The sequence below is a fragment of the Shewanella sp. 10N.286.54.B9 genome (assembly GCF_041468565.1).
In the GTDB taxonomy this organism is placed as follows: domain Bacteria; phylum Pseudomonadota; class Gammaproteobacteria; order Enterobacterales; family Shewanellaceae; genus Shewanella.
In genome coordinates this window covers 72839-94845 of the sequence record NZ_JBFRIY010000021.1, presented here as the reverse complement: position 1 = coordinate 94845, position 22007 = coordinate 72839, and the positions used below count along the sequence as shown (strand labels likewise).

Below are 22007 nucleotides of genomic sequence, written 5' to 3'. Positions count from 1 at the left end.
GAGTGAATTTTTAACGTGAGTCAGTTATCTATCAATGAAGCGTCTATGAGTATGGATACTCATTAAGATCCCAAATCCAGTCATTAATGTCAGCATCGAGGTACCACCATAACTTATCAGTGGCAGAGGTACACCTACTACAGGTAATAATCCTGAAACCATGCCGATGTTTACAAAAATGTAAACAAAGAAAGTTAAAGTAATACTCCCTGCGAGTAAGCGAGCAAAGCTAGTTTGGGCACGTGAAGCAATTACAAGGCCGCGGCCAATAACATATAGATACAGCGTTAGCAGCAGTAAACTGCCGATAAGCCCAAACTCCTCGCCAATCACGGCAAAGATAAAGTCAGTGTGGCGCTCTGGTAAAAACTCAAGTTGCGATTGTGTTCCATCGAGCCAGCCTTTACCCCATAGGCCACCTGAACCAATGGCAATTTTCGACTGAATGATATGATAGCCTGCACCAAGAGGATCTTTTTCTGGGTCGAGTAGTGTCATGACGCGTGTACGTTGGTAGTCATGCATAAAGAAAAACCACAGGGCGGGTAGCATGGCTAATACTGCGCCAATACAACCACCTACAATGCGCCAGCTCATGCCTGAAAGAAACAGGACAAATATACCAGAAGCAGCAACCAAAATTGATGTGCCCAAATCTGGCTGTTTGGCAATAAGTAGCGTGGGTACCAATAAGATGACAACCGCGCCTGCTAGGTAACGCTTTTTCGGTGGCAACGGAAACTTACTGATATACCATGCCATGGTTATCGGGAATGCTAGCTTGATTAGCTCAGAGGGCTGAAACTCCATAAAACCAAGATTGAGCCAGCGCTGTGCTCCTTTGTTTATCTCACCAAAAAAGTGCACTCCGAGCAGCAAAATTATTCCCGCTATATAGATAGGGAATGCCCATCGCCGTAAAATCTCAGGGTTAATCTGCGCTACTGCAAACATAATGACTAGCGATAGGCCCATACGAACTAACTGGCGGTCCATCAGTGCTAGATCTTCGCCACCTGCTGAATAGATAACCACAAGCCCGAAGCCCATCAATGCCAGCAAGCCGATGAGTAATGGCAGATCAATATGTAGACGTTGCCAAATATTAGGTCGGTTGTTATGAGCACTCATTTTTCGTCTTCCCATGAATCTCTTAGTAAATACTCATCAAGCAGAGCACGTGCTACAGGGCCTGCATTTGCACCGCCCCAACCGGCATTCTCAAGCACTACCGCCAGAACAATTTTTGGGTTTTCGTAGGGAGCATAGGCAATAATCAAAGCGTTATCTCGCAAGTGTTCGTCAATAGTCTCTGCATCATACTTAGCATCTTCTGCCACACTAAATACCTGCGCGGTACCTGTCTTCATCGCTGCGGTGTACTTGGCATCGGTGAAACGTGATTTATGCGCTGTGTCGCGCATAGCTTCGTTTATTATGTCCCAGTTTTTGGGGTCTTTGAGCACAATCGGTGCCAGTTCATCTGCTGGCGAATCAATTTTTGCTGTCTGATCTTGAATTGATTTGAGCAGGTGAGGCACAAAACGGCGGCCTTTGTTTGCCATAATTGCGGTGGCATTTGCAAGCTGCAGTGGGGTAGTAGTCCAGTAGCCCTGGCCAATTCCGACCGAAATAGTATCGCCAATATACCAAGGCTGGTTATAGCGTAGACGCTTCCAATCTTTAGATGGCATGATGCCTGCGGACTCTTCAAAGATATCGACACCGGTGCGCTCTCCAAAACCAAATGGTTCCATAAAGTTGGCAATCGCATCAACCCCTGTTTTATAGGCTAAGTCATAGAAGTAGGTGTCACATGAACTGACAATCGCGCTATTAACATCAACCCAACCGTGACCCCAACGCTTCCAGTCTCGATACTTACGCTCAACACCGGGGATCTGCCAAAAGCCTGGATCCCAAATGCGTGTCTTCGGAGTAATGCTTTTGTTCTCAAGGCCAAGTAATGCCAAATGCGGCTTCACCGTAGATGCAGGGGCATATTGCCCTTGGGTAGCCCGGTTGATTAACGGTCGTGACCTGGAGTTGAGAAGCTCGTTGTAAGCTTTACTACTGATCCCATGTACAAACTGATTAGGATCGTAAGTTGGGCTGGATAACAGTGCTAAGATGCCACCATCACGTGGGTCAATAGCAACAACGGAGCCGCGTCTGCCATTTAAAAGCTCCATCGCCTTTTTTTGTAGCTTGAGATCTAAGGTTAAATAGATGTCTTGGCCAGGCATTGGCGGCTCTGACTTCAAGGTTCTAATAGTTCGCCCGCGGTTATTCACTTCCTCTTCGAGGTGACCAGGTTTGCCGAGTAGCATGCTTTCATAAAACTTTTCGATACCCTGTTTGCCGATATCTTTAGTGGCGGCGTAATTACTCCATTTGTTATTTTTCTCAAGTGAAGTTCTATCTCGGCTATTGATTTTGCCAACATAACCTAAAGCGTGTGTCATCAGGCCATTATAGGGGTAGTGGCGCTTAAGGCCTGCTTCAATCGAGAAGCCTGGAAACTGATGTTGATTGACACTAAATTCAGCGACTTGCTCCTCGGTCAGCCTATTTTTAATGGTTAGCGGCTTGAAGCGGCGATGGTACTTAAGCGCTTCTATAACGTTCTCTTTTTCATCGCTAGAAAGAGAGATGACGTTGCTTAATTTATCTAACGTGTCACTGATGTTTTTGACTTTCTCAGGCACCATTTCTAATGAGAAAAATGGTTGATTTTCTGCCAGCAGTTTCCCGTGTCTGTCATAGATAAGGCCGCGACTAGGGGCAACTGGCACGACTCGGATGCGGTTGTCGTTTGAACGTGTTGCATAATCTTTGTAAGAGAGGATCTGCAGTTGGTAGAGATTGACTAACAGCAAACTCAGCAGAATGACAACACAAAGGAAAGTAAATAGAGCGCGACGTTTAAACAGCGAAGCTTCAGCTGCATGGTCGTTCATGGTGATGCGCTTTCTAGGGGACACTTACATTTTCTCCTGCTCAAAAAAAGGTGCCAAGCACATATCTTAGCCCTGCTAAGGTAAGACTAACTGAATGTAAAGTCGATATTATTCTCTATGGTAGGGATGATTATTGTTAATACTCCAGCCTCGATAAAGACTTTCTGCAACAATCACTCTAACCAAAGGATGGGGAAGAGTTAACGCTGATAAGCACCAGCTTTGTGCCGCTGCTTTTTTACAGTCTGGAGACAGTCCCTCTGGCCCACCAATTAACAGACTAACGTCACGGCCATCGAGTAACCATTTATTCATCTGTTGCGCCAGCTCAGGAGTCTTCAGGTTTTTACCTGGAAGATCGAGGCTCACGATATGATTGCCTTTTGGGATTGCTGCCAACATTAACTCGCCCTCTTTTTGGAGGATGCGAGCTATATCGGCATTTTTACCGCGTTTGCCAGCGGGGATTTCAATTAACTCAAGCGCCATATCTCGAGGAAAGCGGCGCTGGTATTCCTTAAAACCTGTTTCGACCCAGTCTGGCATGCGGGTTCCAACTGCAACTAACTGAATTTTCATTATTCAGGTTTTTCTGACCATAGCTTTTCAAGCTGGTAGAAGTCACGAGTTTGGTCTTGCATTACGTGCATGATCACATCACCTAGGTCAACAAGAACCCATTCACTGCTTTCACGGCCTTCAACACCTAAAATATTTAGGCCAGCACGTTTTGATTCAACCACTAAATTTTCAGCGATTGCTTTAACATGTGTTTTTGAGTTACCTGTACATACCACCATAAAATCGGCGATGTTAGATTTCTCTGATACGTCCATGACGACAATATCTTTAGCTTTAAGGTCTTCAACCTTATCGATTACAAATTGCTTTAGCTCGGCGCTTTCCACGCGGATACCCCATTAATTTTTAGACAGCGCGATAGTATAGCAGGTAATAGGTAGTAGATTAATAGAGAAGATTAGAAATAGTGACTTTAACGCTTAAGATTTTAGTAGTGGCTGAGGAGCCTTTGGGGCATATAACTGATGCTGCTTTATATATTGCTCAATACAGGCAGGTATAGCGTCTTTGATTGCTAATCCTTGATAGAGGTCTGCTCGTACTTGAGTCGATGAAAAAGGTTGCTCGGTGATAGAAACGCGGTAGATGAACCCTATTTTGTCTGACTTTGTTTTCACTTCAGCACTGGGAACATATTCATGTTGTGCCAGAACAGTATGCATCGGGTGCTGTTGTGACAATGTTGAACCTGGACGCTGGCAAACGACAAGGTGACACAGCTCAAATAAATCTTGCCAATGGTACCAACTTTGTAACCCCAAAAATGAGTCCATTCCCATTAGAAAGTAGAATTCATGTTGCGGATATTGTTGCTTGAGCGCTTGCAGTGTTGTCACGGTATAAGATGGACTTTGTCGTAAAGCTTCAATCGCACATAGTTTTAGCGGTGGAAAAGCATCACATACAAGCTGTGCCATTGCCAAGCGGTCATCGGTACTGACGTGAGTGCCACTTTTGTGCGGCGGTATATGATTTGGCATCAACCAGACTTCATCTAACGCAAGTTGCTGTTGCACTTCAAGTGCTGGTCGAATATGGCCAAAGTGTATCGGGTCGAAGGTGCCGCCCAAAATAGCAATTTTCATTAGTCTAGCGCTATATGTTTAAGTGCGTTGTGGGCGTTAGCATCAAACAATAGACAGATGTGGCTTAGGCCTGTCCAATCCTCTATACCTTGCTGTTTAAGTTTTAACTCTAACCTTGATGAGGTCGATAGTAGGGTTTCGACTTGAGCTAGAGATAAACGTTTAATTGCTTGTTGATATAAAGGTTTACGCTTATCCCAAATGCGCAGCTTACTCCAAAGACCTTGCAGTGCTTGCCCATTTGCTTCAGCCGTCTTTAGTTGCAGTAACACACCTAGCTCTTTGAATAGTGACCAGAGTATTATCGGCATTGCGACGCCTTCGCTCTTAAGCTGCGACAGGATATGTTGCGCTTTTTCTTGCTGATTACTTAACATGGCATCTGTTAGCTGGAACACACTAAAGCGTGATTGGTCTTCAAAATATTGACTTAGCTGTTCAGGCTCGATGGGTGCCGTTGGGCTCAGTAGTTGTAAAAGCTGTAATGCCTGATCTGCTGCTAGCAAGTTTCCCTCATAGAGTGCAAATAGCATCTCTCGAGAATCACGCGATAACGTCAACGAGTAATGGCTAATCCTGCCATCTAGCCAACGTTGGAACTGAGCACCCTCAGGTGTGATACAAGGCACGTAAACGCCTTTTGCATCAAGTGATTTGAACCACTTACTTTTGGTTTGCTCTGCGGCGAGTTTAGGCCCAGTTAAAATCAGCAATACATCTGGGTTATCCATCTGCATTAATGATTGAAACATGGCGCTTCCTTCTGTCCCCGGTTTTGCGGTAGGCAGGGTGAGCTCAATGATACGACGACTAGAAAATAAGCTCATCGCCTGCCATTGGTCAATTAATTCATTCCAACTGAATCCAGTTTCTTGAGTTAATTGAATCTTTTCATCGAAGCCTTGCTGTTTAGCTATTTGGTGTAAAGTGGCACGACTCTGCTCACACAGCCAAGGATCGTCACCAAAGATAAGGCAACACTGGGGCAATGGGCTGAGATTTCGCAGCAATTGATCTGGGTAGACCCGCATCAATTAACCTCTGTAGCGGCCAAAGTTTGAATAATACGGTCGGCCGCTTGGTTACGCATCTCTTTGAGTAGCAATTGCATCTCTCTACTTTTAGCGAGTGCTGTGCGGGGGTCGTCCAAATAGTCGCGATGAATATCAACTTCAAAACGTTGTGATTCAGCTTTAGGCAACTGCACTGCAAACGAGACCTGGTAGATAAGCTCATATTCGGCCACATTACCCGTTGGGTAGATAGACAGGGTTGAGCGATCGAGCGAGTCACTAATGATACGAATTGTTGGAATGTTATCTGCGGGATCAACAACTGCAATACTGTTTAGTCTTAAGCGCTCACGCACCAAACGAGTCAGCTCACTGTACTCATCTTGACTGGTTAAGCTTAATGTTTGCAATTGTTCAGGGATTGAGTAGCTTCCCTGTAATTTAAAGCCGCAACCCGCACTGAGCAAAATACTCAGTGCTAAGGTTACTGAAAATATGCGTTTAATTAGCATAAGCTTTGATTCGTCTTCCTTGTTTGCACTTTGCCAAAGGCAAAGTGCATGGGTCGGCTTTAGTTAGCGACGATATTGAGCAGTTTGCCCGGCACGTAGATAACTTTACGAACGGTTTTGCCTTCAGTGTGCTTAACTACACCCTCTTCGGCCATACCTGCTGCTTCAACGACTTCTTTAGTCGCGTCAGCTGCTACCGTAATTTTAGCCCGTAGTTTACCGTTAACCTGAACGATGATTAGCTTGCTGTCTTCAACAAGTGCAGATTCATCAACCTCTGGCCAGAGTACATCTTCAATCGCACCCGTGTTACCAAGTTCATTCCACAAGCTAAAGCTGGTGTGTGGAATGATAGGGTAAAGCAGACGCGTGACAGCATTTAATGCTTCTTGCATTAACGCTCTGTCTTGATCTGATTCTGTCGGTGCCTTCTGTAAGCGATTCATCAACTCCATTACCGATGCAATGGCAGTATTGAACATTTGGCGGCGTTCAATATCATCACCCACTTTAGCGATGGTCTTGTGAAGTTCACGACGTAGCTCTTTTTGAGCAGCATTTAGTGATTTAACGTCAAGTGCGACAGTTGGGCCCGCAGCGACATGATCGTGTGCTGTTTTCCACAAACGCTTAATAAAGCGGTGCGCGCCTTCAACACTCGATTCTTGCCACTCAAGCGTTAGCTCTGGTGGTGCTGCAAACATCATGAATAGACGAACGGTGTCAGCACCGTATTTATCAACCATCTCTTGTGGGTCGATACCGTTATTCTTAGACTTAGACATTTTGCTCATACCGGTATAAACCAGTTCATTACCTTCACTATCAACAGCTTTTACAGTACGGCCTTTGTCATCAGTTTCTAGCACTGTCACATCACTTGGGGCAACCCAAACGCGTGCGCCTTTCTCATTGTTATAGTAGTAAGCATCGGCTAACACCATACCTTGAGTCAGTAGACGTTTAGCTGGCTCGTTAGAGTCCACTAAGCCTGTATCACGCAGTAACTTATGGAAGAAGCGGAAGTACAATAGGTGCATACAAGCATGCTCGATACCACCAATGTATTGATCGACTGGTAACCAGTAGTTTGCTTTCGCAGGATCAAGCATCTCATCTGCATGCGGGCTACAGTAGCGAGCGTAATACCAAGATGACTCCATAAAGGTGTCAAAGGTATCGGTTTCACGGAACGCTTCTTGGCCGTTAATCGTGGTTTTTGCCCACTCTTTATCGGCTTTGATTGGGCTCTGAATGCCATCCATAACTACATCTTCAGGCAAGATAACCGGTAGTTGGTCTTCTGGTGTAGGCATTACGGTGCCGTCAGCCAGAGTTACCATAGGGATAGGTGCTCCCCAGTAGCGTTGACGTGAAACACCCCAGTCACGTAGACGGAAGTTCACTTGGCGCTTACCTTTGCCTTCAGCAGTTAGCTTGGCATCGATTGCATCAAACGCAGCTTGGAAATCAAGACCGTCAAATTCTGCAGAGTTAAACAGCACACCTTTATCAGTGTAGGCTTCTTCGCTGATATCGAGTTCGCTATCAACAGGCTTAACCACACCTTCGATAGTGAGGCCGTATTTCTTAGCAAACTCGTAATCACGCTGATCGTGTGCCGGCACAGACATGACTGCACCCGTACCGTAGTTCATTAAGACAAAGTTACCGACCCAGATAGGCACTTCTTTACCTGTCAGTGGGTGGATAGCATTAAGGCCTGTAGCAACGCCTTTCTTTTCCATCGCTGCCATTGCGGCTTCGGTGGTGTCAGCGTTGTTACACTCTTCGATAAACTCAACCAATGCAGGGTTGTTGGCAGCAGCTTGCTTCGCAAGAGGGTGTGCTGCAGCGATAGCTACGTAGGTAACGCCCATAACAGTGTCAGGGCGTGTGGTGTAGATATCAAAGCTTTGGTCACTATCTGCAACTTGGAAGGTCATCTCGATGCCTTCACTACGACCAATCCAGTTACGCTGCATGGTCTTAACTTGCTCTGGCCACTCATCGAGCTGGTCGATATCTTTTAGCAGTTCGTCGGCATACTCAGTAATTTTAATAAACCACTGTGGGATCTCTTTTTGCTCAACAGTGGTATCACAGCGCCAACAGCAGCCGTCGATAACTTGTTCGTTAGCCAGAACGGTTTCATCATTTGGACACCAGTTTACGTTGGCAGTCTTCTTATAAACCAAGCCTTTTTCATAAAGCTTTGTGAAGAACCACTGTTCCCAACGGTAGTACTCTGGCGTACAAGTGGCAATTTCACGTGACCAGTCATAACCAAAACCAAGCATTTTAAGCTGGTTCTTCATGTAGTCTATGTTCTCATAGGTCCATGGTGCCGGTGCGGTATTGTTCTTAATCGCAGCGTTTTCAGCAGGCAGACCAAATGAGTCCCAACCAATAGGTTGTAGAACATTTTTGCCTTGCAGGCGCTGGTAACGTGCAACTACATCACCTATGGTGTAGTTACGTACATGGCCCATGTGTAGACGACCAGAAGGGTATGGAAACATAGAAAGGCAGTAGAACTTTTCTTTGTTTGCGTCTTCGGTAACTTCAAATGTCTTTTCGTCTTTCCAGTGCTGTTGCACTTTTGCTTCAATTTCAGAAGGAGTATATTGTTCTTGCATCAATCTATTTCCGGCCATGCCGCCTATTGTTTGATCTCGCGCTATTTCTACGCGAGTTATATCGACATAGAATAAACTAGAAGTGAGTCATTAAAAAGGTTCGTAGAAGGAGTATTTACTATGAGTGATAAAAGTACTGAGTTACTTTCGCTGTATGAGAAGCTTATCCAGCAGATAAAAGCTCAATATACTGATGATAACTCATTGACTGTAAAGAGTTTGTATCAGCAGACCCAGAGCAGTAAAGAATTCTTGGCCATTAAAGAGCAAGCAAAAGCAGAAGAGCTCGCTTTGGTTGAACAATTTTTAAAACGTGATATTGCCAGTTTTTTACAAGAGCAAAATGCTAAAGACCTAAGTCATAGCCCGACAATGATCACTGTTGAGAATACTTTATGGCATTGGCTCAGCGAAATTACTGATAGAAGTCAGGTGGAGTGGCATGAAGTCGCACAGGACTTTAAGCATCATGGTTATTATGAAACTGGCGAAATTGTTGGTCAGGGAACCATGGTTTGTACCGCTTGTGGGCATGAGGCCAAAATAGAGTTTCCGGGTGTAATCTCTGATTGTTCCGAGTGTGATAATGGTGAATTTACTCGTGAAGCATTAGCACCGTAGTCGTGCACCAATGACTCATTAGTCGATAAGCGAGTCGTCTTGGTCATGAATCTCGCAGGACTTTGGCTTTATCAGAGCACTGCAATCAGTTCATTTAAAGTATGTTTGAATGTCCTATAGCGTGTGGTTATAAAAATACCCGCATATTGCGGGTATTTTTATCGAATAGTACTCGTGGTGCTAATTAGCAAGGTTAATGCTAGACAATGAACTGACTAAGCAATGCTTCTTGCTCTTTTACTTGTTTCATTTGAGCCACCATTGCCAAATCAGCTTGGCTCGCATTTTCAGCAACTTCTACAGTCAGATCTTTAATATTCGCTGTGTTTTTATTCATTTCTTCAGCAACTTGACTCTGCTCCTCCGCAGCGCTTGCGATTTGCAGGTTCATATCTGTGATCTCTTGAATGCTGTGGCGGATCTCTTTGAGTGTGTCATTTGCGGTCAACGCTTTTTCTACGGTTTGCTTGGTTGTGCCGCGGCTCTCATCCATGACATGCACAACAGCGGCAACTCCTGTCTGCAACTTCTCAATTTTATCTTTAATCTCTGATGTCGATTCCTGGGTACGAGCCGCCAAACTTCTGACTTCGTCTGCTACAACAGCGAAGCCCCTGCCTGATTCACCCGCTCTAGCCGCTTCAATTGCAGCGTTTAGAGCCAATAAGTTAGTCTGTCCGGCGATTTCATTAATAACACTTAGAATGGACTCAATACTGACTGTATCAGCCTCTAGTTCTTGCACCACTTCACTTGCTTGTGCTATTTGTTCCGACAAGTGATCAATTGAACTGGTGGTTTGATCGACAGCCGTAGCACCATGACTGACGGCAGTATCTGCTTGTTGAACGGCAAATGCAGCTGTTTGAGCATTGGATGCGACTTCAGAGGCGGTTACTGACATTTCATGCATAGCGGTTGCTAGTTGCTCGACTTCTTGAGTTTGTCGCTCCATCGCTCTTGCTGCAGCTTGGGCACCTTCAGTCGTCATCTCAGTGCCTAATGCAACTTCACCACCAATTACCTTAACCTGCTGGATCAGCCCTTGAAGTTTAATGACAAAGCGATTAAAGCTGTTAGCTAAACTGGCAAACTCTAAATCAGAATCAGTACTTAACCTTCTGGTTAAATCACCTTCTCCAGATGCAACATCTTCCATTGCTTGGTTGAGAATTGCTAATGGTTTCATTAAGCGCTTGATAAGCCCCGCCATTAGCAATGTAGCCAAAACTAATGCTAGCAGTGAATAGAAAATGGCGTCACCGCGCAATTTATCTGCTGCCGCGTAAATTATATCTTCGTCAAGTACCACCCCCAGGCTCCAATCTAAGCCTGATAAAGGGGTGAAAATAACACTATGCTCTTTACCATTTACCGTTATGTGAGCGGTCTTGTGATTGATATCTAATTGGCGGCCAAATACCTGACTCATTGGCTGACCATTCATGCTCGCATCGGGGTAAGCAATAAAATTACCATCGTTACCTACAATAAAAGCATCACCGGCACCAAATAAATTAGCTTTGTTACTAATATCAGCGAGGGCTTTTAGGCTGATATCTGCAAACATAACCCCTTTAAAGGCGCCATTATTAAACAGAGGCGCAGCAACTGAGACTAAGATCTCCCCGCTACTGGCATCGGCGTAGGGGGCAGTGAAAAGCTGCTTGCCATGCTTTTTAGCCTCTTGGTACCACATTCTATTACGAGGATCATAATTCTGCGGCTGCCAACTGGCTTCATTGCCGATAAAGTGCCCTGATTCTAGCCCCATACCGGCTAAAATGAAGTGCTCTTTGATGACTGCTTGACCTAATATTTGTTGGAAGTTTTCATCTGAGAGATCGGCTTCAAATAACGCTGTTGCAAAACGAATCAAATCTGACTTTTCAGCCATAACAGCTTCAATATTGTTCGCCATTGAATCGGTTATTTCAGTCACACTTTGTGTGACTTGGCTATTTATCTGCTGCTTAACTTGAAAGTACTGGTAGCTTGATAAGCCGCCTAAAGACAAGATTAAAATCAAACTCGCGCTGATAACTATTTTATGTAAAAATTTCATGCTAATCCCCAAAAATAACGGTACTAAAGCTTTTATATAGTTAGCACCGAAAACTGCGCAGCCGATACATCTCCTTATGATTGACTACAAATTATTAATATATGTTTCAATTGTTATTATCGGCTAGATATTGAGTGATCTTTAGTGGTTTGTCATAAATAAGTATTAGAAATGTGACTTTATCATTGAAATTAATGAGATGCAGAGAAGATAATTTCAAAGAGCTGTATTCTTATTTAAAGACTACAGCTTCAATTGTAAGGCTTAAGCGTTGTGGCTGGGGGAATACTATGCTTCTATCGATTCGCAAATCGATAGATTAGCAGCCACTATGTTCTGTAAGGTAAAGGGGGGCACTGTTGGCTGTGGCTTGCTGATACCTGAAGTAGCATAAATCATCTCTGACTTTGCCATCTTGGTTGTGGTCATAACCTATGTAGGTAAAGTTTATACTTTGCTCTTCGATAACAAACACATCATCAAGTTCAATCCAGTTCTTTATGTCAGTATTATCTAAATAGCCTGATAATAGCCTAGTTTCAAAGCTGCCATCACCATCAATGTCGACATCTATAATATCATCTCGGCTACTGTGTGGTCTGACTCCAAGGCCGGGCATTTGTGACTTCGCATAGACTAGCTGATTGGCCGTTTTCACACTGGCCTCTATCTGGTTGACGGCTTCTGTTCTGGCTTCAGTGGACAAGCCGATGAATTTTGGGGCTGCAATTATCGCTAAAATTCCGAGAATAATGATGACCACCACCAACTCGATTAAGGTAAATCCATTTTTCGCTTTAATCGATGTCACTTTTTAAATTTCCTTAATATGCTGATCAAAGCCAGCAAAAAGCTCAATATCAGTATTGGCCACTGGCCTATGTAGGTAAACAAGGTGTGGCCTTTTACCAAGGCGATATCAGCAGTCAGCACACCCGCTTCAAATTGCGGTAGCTGGTGGGTAATATTACCATTTTCATCGACTACCGCTGTGACGCCATTATTAGTGGCGCGAACCAGTGGTCTACCAAGTTCTACCGAACGCATCTGCGCTATTTCCATATGCTGCAGTGGTCCGTTAGATGTGCCAAACCAGGCATCATTTGACACGGTTAATAGCAGATCGGTGCTGTCATTCATGTTGGCTCTTAGCTGCTCAGGAAAAGCAATCTCATAGCAAATAGCGGGTGATATCTGGTGCCCTACAGCATTTAAGTTCTGTTGTTTATAGTCACCACGATTAAAGGAGGACATGGGTAAGTTAAAGAAAGGAGCAAGTGGTCTTAATAGAGATTCAAGTGGCACAAACTCGCCAATAGGTACTAAGTGGTGTTTTTTAAACTCGTTATGCGCTTCGCCGTAATAATCGGCTTGTTCTTGCTGCTTTGCGTTGTAATTACCCAATACGATAAGTGAGTTATAGAAGCGACCAGCCTCAACTGTAGGTATCCCAGTAATAATGGCACTGTCATTTAAGTTAGCTACTGCATTAGCGTTATACAGAAAATCTTTAACTACATATTCAGGTGCCGGAATCGCAGCTTCAGGCCAAACAATTAGATCGGCAGAAAACTCAGGCCGAGAGAGGTCCATATACTTGAGCATTGTTGGCCATAATGCATCAGGTTCCCACTTCATGCTCTGGGGGATGTTACCTTGCACCAATGCCACGCTAAGCTCGTCATCTTTAGGCTCAACGGTCGAAGTTAACGGTGCGATAAAGGTTAATATTGCCAGAGTTGGCAAAACAACTAATATGCTGCGCCAGCGCTTTGCAATACAAAGTGCCAGTGCGCCAGCAAGCAGAGCCACAATAAAGCTTAGACTTAAGGTGCCAGTCATTGAAGCAATTGGCTTCAATGGCCCTTGTGTTTGACTGTATCCTGCCCACAACCATGGGAAGCCAGTAAGTACCCAGCCTCGGGCCCATTCTGTTAACGTCCACAGTGCGGGGAATAGCATTAAGTTGCGACTAAGGCTCGTCTCAGGTGTTAGCTTTTGCAACAGGTAGCCGGTTATCGCTGGGTATAAGGCAAGATATAATGCCAATAAAGCCATCAGTGCAATGGAAGCAATGAGCGGCATGCCGCCAAAGGTATCCATACTGACATGTACCCAGCTTATACCAATAGCAAAACAGCCAAAACCGAAACTCAACCAGTATTGCATCCCCTGTTTTGCCGATAAGCCTGCACTTTGATGCAGCGCAAATGCCATGGCAATTAAATATAACGGCCAGTAAGAGTAGGGGGCAAAAGCAAGGGCTGTCATGGCACCAGCCGCAAAGGCTAGCACCAATCTAAGATAGGTATGATGGGCGGCTGCCCGAAATTTATTCAGCATACTGCCTCATCATGGGGGCTGTAGACGGATAATTGCTAGGCAATAGTCTCGCTTACAGTTTTATCAGGAAACTTCACACGTAGTTGAATCAGTCTACGAGTATCTGCATTAACGACTTTAAACTCTATACCTTCAATCGTGACCTTTTCATCTCGTTCTGGCAAATGCCCAAACGCATGAGAAACTAAACCACCAACGGTATCAAACTCTTCATCACTAAATTGTGTAGCGAAGGCTTCATTGAAGTCATCAATAGGAGTGAGTGCTTTAACCATAAAGACCTGTTTAGCGACTTGTTTGATTTCAGTCTCTTCAGCAGAGTCATGATCAAACTCATCCTCAATATCACCGACAATCTCTTCGAGGATATCTTCAATGGTCACCAAACCTGATACACCACCGTATTCATCAACAACAATCGCCATATGATAACGCTGAGAACGGAACTCTTTTAGTAATACATCGACTCGTTTACTTTCTGGGACAACTACAGCTGGGCGGATAACTTGGCCAAGCTCAAAAGGTTTTTCACTGTTCTTGAAGCCATACTGAAGTAGATCTTTGGCGAGTAATATACCCTCAATATGATCTTTATCTTCATTGACTACTGGAAAGCGGGAGTGTGCTGAGCCGATAACAGTAGAGAGTAGCTCTTCTACCGTATTGTCTATTTGAAGTGCGACGATTTGCGCGCGTGGGATCATAATATCCCGCACTCGAAGATCGGAGACCTCTAAAACACCTTTAATCATTTCACGCGTATCTTCACTGATCACTTCACGCTGCTCTGCATCGTGAATCACATCAACCAAGTCTTCGCGATTTTGGGGTTCGCCCTGGAATAACTGACTTACTTTGTCCAACCAGCCCTTCTTTTGGGCGCTGGTACTCGGGGGGATATCGTCACTCATAGTTTTTTATCGACTCATTTGAGTCAATTATTGCTCCTGATAAGGATTGTTAAAACCAAGGCTTTCAATTAGTTGGGTCTCTAATGACTCCATCTCTTCTGCCTCTATATCTTCAATATGATCATACCCTAGCAGATGGAGACAACCATGTACAACCATGTGTGCCCAATGTGCGTTAAGGGTTTTATTCTGATCAATTGCTTCTTGCTCGACTACCGCAGCACAAACGACTAAGTCGCCCAGCAACGGTAGCTCTATGCCTGGTGGTGCTTCAAACGGAAATGACAACACATTAGTCGGTTTGTCCTTTCCGCGATAGGTGCTATTAAGCATCTGACTTTCAGCCACATCAACAATGCGAATGGTCAATTCTGCTTGAAGCATGCTATCTCTGAGTGCTGTTTTTACCCAAAGTTCCATTTCTTGTGCTGATGGAAGTTCAAATCCCTCAACTGCGACTTGCAGATCGAGATCAACACTCGTAGCAGTATTAGTCATGGTTTGGCACTTCTTGTAGTTGATATTGGCTGTCTTTGTTGCCTTTAGTTGTCTGAGTTTTTAAGTCAAATGCTTCATAGGCTTCAACAATTCTAGCCACTACAGGGTGACGAACCACATCTTTTGCTTGGAAGAAGTTAAAGCTTATTTCACTGACCTCGCCTAATACTTCGATTGAATGACGTAGTCCTGACTTTTGATGTTTTGGCAGATCTATTTGAGTGATATCACCGGTAATCACTGCGCGTGAATTAAAACCAATTCGGGTTAGAAACATCTTCATCTGCTCAACCGTTGTGTTCTGACTCTCATCCAGAATGATAAAGGCATCGTTTAATGTGCGTCCACGCATATAAGCTAACGGTGCCACTTCAATCACGTTGCGCTCAATCAGGCGTTCAACTTTCTCAAAGCCCATCATCTCAAACAATGCATCATAGAGAGGGCGTAGATAGGGGTCGACTTTCTGACTTAAATCTCCCGGCAAAAAGCCGAGTTTCTCACCAGCTTCAACTGCAGGGCGGGTCAACAGGATTCGACGAACCTCTTGACGCTCCAATGCATCGACTGCTGCAGCGACAGCTAAATAGGTTTTACCGGTACCTGCCGGGCCAATACCAAAGGTAATATCATGGGAGACAATATTACGCACATAATCGCTCTGATTTGGGTTACGTGGCTTAATCACCCCACGCTTAGTTTTAATATAGAGTTCCTTTTCATCTCGAGGCGCTTCTAAGTCCAATGCAACGGCTTCTTGAATCGCTAGGTGCACGGTATCAGGTTCAAGATCCGGTGTACTGCCTCTAAGAGGCTGTGTCTCTATATATAAGTCTTTTAACAAGTTATTAGCGGTTAGGCAGTTCTGCGGTGCACCAACAATCTGAAAGTGATTGTTGCGATAGCTGATCTCGACACCAATACGGCGTTCCAATTGTTTAATGTTGTCATCAAAAGGACCGCAAAGTGAGGCTAGTCGGCGTGTTTCAGCAGGCTCTAAATACAGGTTGAGCGTCGTTAACTTGTTTGACAAAAAATAACTCCAAATTTAAGAATATTATTGCTAGCACTCTAGTTTACGAGCGATATTCAATAATTGCGAATGGTATTTTTTAATGGTTATAGCAACGAAAAAAGCGGCATCAGAAATGCCGCTCTATCTTACTATTTACTTGTATCTATTCAGCCTGTTAAGACGGAGTATACTGGGTGACACCTAAGGCATCATCCTGTTTGTATTTTGCCATAATATCTGATGGGCGTAGGTCTCGGCGTAAATCCATCTCATCTTCAGCGCGAATGAACACACCGCGAAGTGAGTTGGTATAAACATCAACAATCTCTACATCGACAAAACCACCGATATGCTCAGGCTTGCCTTCAAAGTTAACCACACGGCTATTTTCAGTACGACCACGTAGTTCCATCGGGTTTTTAACTGACGGACCCTCAACCAAAATACGCTGAACGGTACCTACCATGTGGCGACTGTAGCGCATTGCTTGCTGAGTGATACGATCTTGTAATATCGCTAAGCGCTCTTTTTTCTCTTCTAATGTCACATCATCAGGAAGATCGGCTGCAGGCGTACCTGGGCGAGCGCTATAGATAAAGCTAAAGCTGTGATCGAATTGAATATCTTCAATGAGTTTCATGGTGTCAGCAAAATCTTGCTTTGATTCACCTGGGAAGCCAATGATGAAGTCAGAACTGATCTGAATGTCAGGACGCGCTTTACGTAGACGGCGAATAATTGACTTGTATTCAATTGCCATATGGCCACGCTTCATCTGCGTTAATATCAGGTCAGAACCAGACTGAACTGGCAAATGCAAGAAGCTTACTAGTTCAGGCGTGTCTTCATAGACATCGATAATGTCTTGAGAGAATTCAATCGGATGACTGGTGGTAAAACGTAAACGGTCAATACCATCGATTGCTGCAACATAACGTAGTAGTTCTGCGAAAGTACAGATCTCATCATCATGAGTCGCACCACGGTAAGCATTCACGTTCTGTCCTAGAAGGTTAACTTCACGTACGCCTTGGTCGGCTAACTGTGCAATTTCTAGAATGATGTCGTCTAATGGACGGCTAACTTCTTCACCGCGCGTATAAGGCACTACACAGAAAGAGCAGTACTTGCTGCAACCTTCCATGATAGATACGAATGCGCTAGGGCCATCGGCACGTGGCTCTGGTAGACGGTCGAATTTTTCAATTTCTGGAAAACTAACGTCAATAACGGCTTTTTTGCCATCTTTAATCTGATCGAGCATCTCTGGCAAACGGTGTAGTGTTTGTGGGCCAAAAATAAGATCAACACTCGGTGCTCGCTCTTTAATTGCTTTACCTTCTTGTGAAGCAACACAGCCACCCACGCCAATAATAAGCCCAGGCTTTTTGTCTTTTAATGTTTTCCAACGCCCTAGCTGATGAAAAACCTTTTCTTGTGCTTTCTCACGAATAGAGCAGGTGTTCAATAGCAGCACATCTGCTTCTTCTGCTTCATCTGTTAGCTCATAGCCTTCATATTCGTCGAGAAGATCAGCCATCTTTGATGAGTCATACTCATTCATTTGACAGCCCCAAGTTTTAATATGGAGTTTTTTACTCATCAGTTTGTATCACTCTAGAGGCACCGAAAAAATAGCGCAATATTTTAACGCTAATACAGGCCGCTGGCTAGCATTTAGCCTATGTTTGAGTGAATTTATTCTGCTGAGGTCATTACCCCTGTACTTGCTAAGGATTTATCATGCTGTTGTTCCATTGAGATCTTATTACTCATAAGGCTCTGTTCTTTGGCCATTTGTAGACTGCTCATGCGGGCTTGAACATAGATGTCAGCAAGTAATTGAAGGTTAAAGTTACTGAGCATTTCAGTTGTATATTGATAAGCTGCGTACTCAAGTGGTGCTCTATATAAGACCGACATATGCTCTATATCCTGTTGGTCATTTGCAGCTAGGGCTGTAAAAGGGCTTATTGATGCGGCGATTAGTGCTACGTAAATTAACTTTCTCATACCGTTCTCACTCATTCCGTTGGGGGGTTATATTAATGTGACAACTTGAGTCTATGATATGGTTTGTATGTTGATAGAATGGGATGTAACCAGTTGTAAGCAGATAGCGTCTCAGACACATTTTAATACGTTAGAGCTCGCTGAGACATTAAAAGACATATTCAAGGCTATATTTTCCGGCGGTAGTCAAAAGAAGCGCGACTTTAGATCAAGTTTTGTGTAGCAAAGAGCAAGTAGAGTCAATTTTGAGTGTAAACTGATGCCAATATAAATAACTGGTGTCACCTTTTTGGAGTTTGGTTCTGTGGAACAGCTGAAGAATAACAACGATAAATATGATGCAGTTGTCGTGGGCGGCGGTATGGTTGGAGCGGCTACGGCGATTGGATTAGCACAATTAGGGCTAACTGTCGCTGTAGTAGAAGCGTTTGCTCCAAAAGCGTATGAAAGCAACCAGCCTCTTGACTTAAGAGTCTCTGCGATTAGCGCTGCATCAGAAGAGTTACTTTCACGGTTAGGTGCACTTGAGTCTTTACAAACCATGCGTCAAGTGGCCTATAAAGGCCTTGAGACATGGGAGCTAGATGGCTGCATTACTCAGTTTCACAGTGACCAAATAGGAGCTACACACCTTGGACATATTGTTGAAAATCGCTTAATTCAACTGTCGTTGTGGGATCGTATTGCGCAGTTAGACAATATTAGCCTCTATTGCCCTGTTAAAATCAATCAACTGCAACGCAATCATGGTAATGATGCTATTGATGTTGCATTGGAAGACGGGCGGATGTTCGAGACTAAGCTGTTAATCGGTGCTGATGGTGCTAATTCCTATGTTAGGCAATGGGCGAACATAGGTATTACAGGTTGGGATTACGCGCAGTCAGCCATGCTTATCAATATCGAAACCAGCTGCGATGAACAAGATGTTACCTGGCAGCAGTTTACGCCTGACGGCCCGCGCTCTTTATTACCATTACCGGGTAACAATGCTTCTTTGGTGTGGTATGACGATGCTAATCGTATTGCTCAGTTGTCTCAGATGAACAATAACGCCTTGAAGAAGCAGATAGACCAATACTTTCCAGAGCGACTCGATCGTGATTTTAAAGTAGTAAATAAAGCCAGCTTTAAGCTGACCCGCCGTCATGCACAGCGCTACTACAGTGATAATTTAGTGATTGTTGGCGATGCCGCGCATACCATTAACCCGTTAGCAGGCCAGGGAGTAAACCTAGGTTTTAAGGATGTTGATGCGCTTATCACTACTATAGAGTCCCAACTACAAAATGAATCTGGCTGGTGGACCCCTGAAGTGCTAAAGCAATACCAAGGGGCTCGTTATCGAGACAACCAGTTAATGATGTCTGCAATGGATATGTTTTATGCCAGCTTTAGTAATGACATTTTGCCACTGAAATTATTAAGAAATAGCGCACTTAAGCTGGCGAATTTCGATAGTCCAATTAAAAAGTATGTACTGAAATATGCCATGGGGTATTAGTTTGCTGGCAGCGAGTTTGGTAGACGGAAAGCAATTGATGCTTTCCGTTTTTTTATCATAATCAAGTACTGAAATTTGCTGAGTAGAAACGTTTTCAAACCAAAATAAAACGGTCTATTTTGCGTATAATTTGTTGGCGCGCGCTTTGAGTGCTAAAATGCCGCGTTTTTAATTTTGTGGCTAATGGCGGCAAAACATAAATAAGTAAACACAGACTGAGTATTATGAGCAATATTAAACTTATTGTTGGGTTAGCAAATCCCGGCGCACAGTATGAACGAACGCGTCATAACGCTGGGGCTTGGTACGTTGAAGAGCTCGCCAGAGTGTGTGGGGCGACATTAACATTAGACAGTAAGTACTTTGGTATGACAGCAAGAGTGACGCTTCATGGCAAAGATGTGCGTTTATTGATCCCGACGACCTTTATGAACTTAAGTGGTAAGTCGGTTGGCGCATTGGCTAACTTTTTCCGCATTGCGCCGGAAGAGATCTTGGTTGCCCACGATGAGTTAGATATGCCACCTGGCGTGGCTAAATTTAAACTTGGCGGTGGGCACGGTGGGCATAATGGCCTTAAAGATATCATCGCTAAATTAGCAAATGATAAAGGCTTCTACCGCTTACGGATTGGTATAGGCCATCCTGGTGATAAAAATCAGGTTAGCAATTATGTACTCAGTAAGGCTGCACCAACGGATCAAGAGTTAATGGACGCTGCAATAGATGAAGCTGTCCGCTCGACAGAAATATTATTTAACGAAGATATGGCAAAGGCGATGCACAGGTTGCATTCTTTTAAAGCATAAACAAATTCTTGGGGTTAGCTCCAAGTGATTCATTGATATAAAGGTAACAATATGGGTTTCAAATGTGGCATCGTAGGCCTGCCAAATGTTGGTAAATCAACACTTTTCAACGCGTTAACTAAAGCAGGCATCGAAGCGTCAAACTTCCCGTTCTGTACAATTGAACCGAACACAGGTGTTGTTCCTGTACCGGATTCAAGACTCGATGCGTTAGCAGAGATCGTTAACCCTGAGCGCATCATGCCTACCACAATGGAATTTGTAGATATTGCAGGTTTAGTTGCTGGCGCATCGAAAGGTGAAGGCCTAGGGAATAAATTCCTGGCAAACATTCGTGAAACTGATGCTATCGGCCATGTTGTACGTTGTTTTGAAGATGACAATATCGTTCACGTTGCTAACAAAGTATCACCAGCAAGTGATATTGAAGTGATCAATACCGAACTGGCATTAGCTGATTTAGACTCATGTGAGCGAGCTATCACTCGTCAAGCTAAGCGAGCTAAAGGCGGCGACGCTGAGGCTAAGTTTGAAGTTGCGGTACTTGAGAAGATGCGCCCAGTATTGGACGAAGGCAAAATGCTACGTTCAATGGAGTTAAGCAAAGAAGAGTTAGCTGCAGTGGCTTACTTGAACTTCTTAACCATCAAACCAACCATGTACATTGCTAACGTTGCTGAAGATGGGTTTGAAAATAACCCTCATTTAGATACAGTGCGTGCTATTGCTGCTGAAGAAAACGCAGTTGTTGTTGCTGTTTGTGCTGCCATTGAGTCAGAGCTTGCTGAGATGGACGCCGAAGACCGTAATGAGTTCATGGCTGATCTTGGATTAGAAGAGCCCGGTCTTGATCGCGTTATTCGTGCCGGTTATGACTTGCTGACACTACAAACCTACTTTACCGCTGGTGTAAAAGAAGTGCGTGCCTGGACGGTTAGAATCGGTGCTAGCGCTCCGCAAGCTGCTGGTGTTATTCATACTGACTTTGAACGTGGTTTTATTCGTGCGCAAGTAATGGCATACGAAGACTTTATCACCTACAAAGGTGAAGCCGGCGCGAAAGAAGCGGGTAAGCTGCGCGTTGAAGGTAAAACATATGTCGTTAAAGACGGCGACGTGATGCACTTCTTATTTAACGTATAAGTTTATTGCGGTGTAATTACTGCATTGAATGATGGAAAACGGCGCTTGAAGTTAGCTTCAAGCGCCGTTTTTGCATTTACCTAGCAGCGACGCTCTCTAGTTAGAATAAGCTATGGCTTGAAGCTAAGAACATAGCCTTCCTGTGCAGTAATTCTTTTGTATAACTCACTAGAAATGGGATTCGCTCAGCAGCTAAACTTAAGTTTTGATTGGATTTCGATCGTTTAAACCAAGGTTGAACCGATAATGAACCGGAGTATTAGCTTCGATTTGGCGACAATTCTGGCCATCATA

General features: G+C 44.1%; 20 protein-coding genes. 4 read left to right on the top strand and 16 right to left on the bottom strand.

Annotation, left to right across the window (positions count from 1 at the left end; translation table 11 throughout):
• Window positions 1–24: 24 nt before the first annotated feature.
• The 8 genes from rodA to leuS form a co-directional block, all read right to left on the bottom strand.
• The gene (rodA, locus tag AB4135_RS08260; protein WP_371991928.1) at window positions 25–1131 is read right to left on the bottom strand and encodes a rod shape-determining protein RodA; all 1107 of its coding nucleotides are present in this window, start codon (window positions 1129–1131) and stop codon (window positions 25–27) included.
• The gene (mrdA, locus tag AB4135_RS08255) at window positions 1128–2984 is read right to left on the bottom strand and encodes a penicillin-binding protein 2 (RefSeq protein WP_371991926.1); all 1857 of its coding nucleotides are present in this window, start codon (window positions 2982–2984) and stop codon (window positions 1128–1130) included. Before mrdA ends, rodA begins: the two co-directional genes overlap by 4 nt.
• An 84-nt stretch (window positions 2985–3068) precedes the next feature.
• Window positions 3069–3539 carry a 23S rRNA (pseudouridine(1915)-N(3))-methyltransferase RlmH gene (rlmH, locus tag AB4135_RS08250; RefSeq protein WP_020913937.1) on the bottom strand — a complete coding sequence of 157 codons (471 nt, stop codon included), beginning with the start codon at window positions 3537–3539 and terminating at the stop codon, window positions 3069–3071.
• The gene (gene rsfS, locus AB4135_RS08245) at window positions 3539–3868 is read right to left on the bottom strand and encodes a ribosome silencing factor (RefSeq protein ID WP_371991924.1); all 330 of its coding nucleotides are present in this window, start codon (window positions 3866–3868) and stop codon (window positions 3539–3541) included. Before rsfS ends, rlmH begins: the two co-directional genes overlap by 1 nt.
• A 93-nt stretch (window positions 3869–3961) precedes the next feature.
• Window positions 3962–4627, bottom strand: a complete 666-nt coding sequence (nadD, locus tag AB4135_RS08240) for a nicotinate-nucleotide adenylyltransferase (RefSeq protein WP_371991923.1) — start codon at window positions 4625–4627, stop codon at window positions 3962–3964.
• The gene (holA, locus tag AB4135_RS08235) at window positions 4627–5658 is read right to left on the bottom strand and encodes a DNA polymerase III subunit delta (RefSeq protein WP_371991921.1); all 1032 of its coding nucleotides are present in this window, start codon (window positions 5656–5658) and stop codon (window positions 4627–4629) included. Before holA ends, nadD begins: the two co-directional genes overlap by 1 nt.
• Window positions 5658–6152 carry an LPS assembly lipoprotein LptE gene (gene lptE, locus AB4135_RS08230; protein WP_371991919.1) on the bottom strand — a complete coding sequence of 165 codons (495 nt, stop codon included), beginning with the start codon at window positions 6150–6152 and terminating at the stop codon, window positions 5658–5660. The genes holA and lptE overlap by 1 nt, the downstream gene beginning before the upstream one ends.
• 59 nt (window positions 6153–6211) lie before the next feature.
• A complete protein-coding gene (gene leuS / locus AB4135_RS08225; protein ID WP_371991917.1) occupies window positions 6212–8791 on the bottom strand; it encodes a leucine--tRNA ligase in 2580 nt (859 codons plus the stop codon).
• Window positions 8792–8911: 120 nt separating this feature from the next.
• Between leuS and AB4135_RS08220 the strand changes: the two genes are divergently transcribed.
• A complete protein-coding gene (locus AB4135_RS08220) occupies window positions 8912–9412 on the top strand; it encodes a zinc ribbon-containing protein (protein WP_371991915.1) in 501 nt (166 codons plus the stop codon).
• Window positions 9413–9611: 199 nt separating this feature from the next.
• Here AB4135_RS08220 and AB4135_RS08215 read toward each other — a convergent pair whose 3' ends face one another.
• The 8 genes from AB4135_RS08215 to AB4135_RS08180 all read right to left on the bottom strand — a co-directional run bounded on the left by AB4135_RS08215 (window position 9612) and on the right by AB4135_RS08180 (window position 18257).
• Window positions 9612–11477, bottom strand: coding sequence for a methyl-accepting chemotaxis protein (locus tag AB4135_RS08215; RefSeq protein ID WP_371991913.1), 1866 nt, complete (start codon window positions 11475–11477; stop codon window positions 9612–9614).
• A 319-nt stretch (window positions 11478–11796) separates the two neighbouring features.
• The gene (locus AB4135_RS08210) at window positions 11797–12288 is read right to left on the bottom strand and encodes a prepilin-type N-terminal cleavage/methylation domain-containing protein (RefSeq protein ID WP_371991911.1); all 492 of its coding nucleotides are present in this window, start codon (window positions 12286–12288) and stop codon (window positions 11797–11799) included.
• Window positions 12285–13820, bottom strand: coding sequence for an apolipoprotein N-acyltransferase (gene lnt, locus AB4135_RS08205; protein WP_371991910.1), 1536 nt, complete (start codon window positions 13818–13820; stop codon window positions 12285–12287). Before lnt ends, AB4135_RS08210 begins: the two co-directional genes overlap by 4 nt.
• A gap of 35 nt (window positions 13821–13855) precedes the next feature.
• On the bottom strand, window positions 13856–14731 hold the full coding sequence (gene corC / locus AB4135_RS08200; protein ID WP_248975871.1) for a CNNM family magnesium/cobalt transport protein CorC: 876 nt from the start codon (window positions 14729–14731) through the stop codon (window positions 13856–13858).
• A 27-nt stretch (window positions 14732–14758) separates the two neighbouring features.
• Window positions 14759–15229 (bottom strand): rRNA maturation RNase YbeY, encoded by a 471-nt coding sequence (ybeY, locus tag AB4135_RS08195; protein ID WP_371991908.1) that lies wholly within the window; start codon window positions 15227–15229, stop codon window positions 14759–14761.
• Window positions 15222–16262, bottom strand: a complete 1041-nt coding sequence (locus tag AB4135_RS08190) for a PhoH family protein (RefSeq protein WP_371991907.1) — start codon at window positions 16260–16262, stop codon at window positions 15222–15224. Before AB4135_RS08190 ends, ybeY begins: the two co-directional genes overlap by 8 nt.
• A gap of 157 nt (window positions 16263–16419) precedes the next feature.
• The gene (gene miaB, locus AB4135_RS08185; protein WP_371991905.1) at window positions 16420–17847 is read right to left on the bottom strand and encodes a tRNA (N6-isopentenyl adenosine(37)-C2)-methylthiotransferase MiaB; all 1428 of its coding nucleotides are present in this window, start codon (window positions 17845–17847) and stop codon (window positions 16420–16422) included.
• A 95-nt stretch (window positions 17848–17942) separates the two neighbouring features.
• Complete coding sequence (locus AB4135_RS08180) at window positions 17943–18257, bottom strand: hypothetical protein (protein WP_371991903.1); 315 nt, start codon at window positions 18255–18257, stop codon at window positions 17943–17945.
• A 361-nt stretch (window positions 18258–18618) separates the two neighbouring features.
• Here AB4135_RS08180 and AB4135_RS08175 point away from each other — a divergent pair, with 361 nt between their 5' ends.
• The 3 genes from AB4135_RS08175 to ychF all read left to right on the top strand — a co-directional run bounded on the left by AB4135_RS08175 (window position 18619) and on the right by ychF (window position 21713).
• Window positions 18619–19761, top strand: coding sequence for an FAD-dependent monooxygenase (locus AB4135_RS08175; protein ID WP_371991953.1), 1143 nt, complete (start codon window positions 18619–18621; stop codon window positions 19759–19761).
• A gap of 224 nt (window positions 19762–19985) precedes the next feature.
• Complete coding sequence (pth, locus tag AB4135_RS08170) at window positions 19986–20570, top strand: aminoacyl-tRNA hydrolase (RefSeq protein ID WP_371991901.1); 585 nt, start codon at window positions 19986–19988, stop codon at window positions 20568–20570.
• A gap of 51 nt (window positions 20571–20621) precedes the next feature.
• A complete protein-coding gene (gene ychF / locus AB4135_RS08165) occupies window positions 20622–21713 on the top strand; it encodes a redox-regulated ATPase YchF (RefSeq protein ID WP_371991899.1) in 1092 nt (363 codons plus the stop codon).
• Window positions 21714–22007 lie beyond the last annotated feature (294 nt).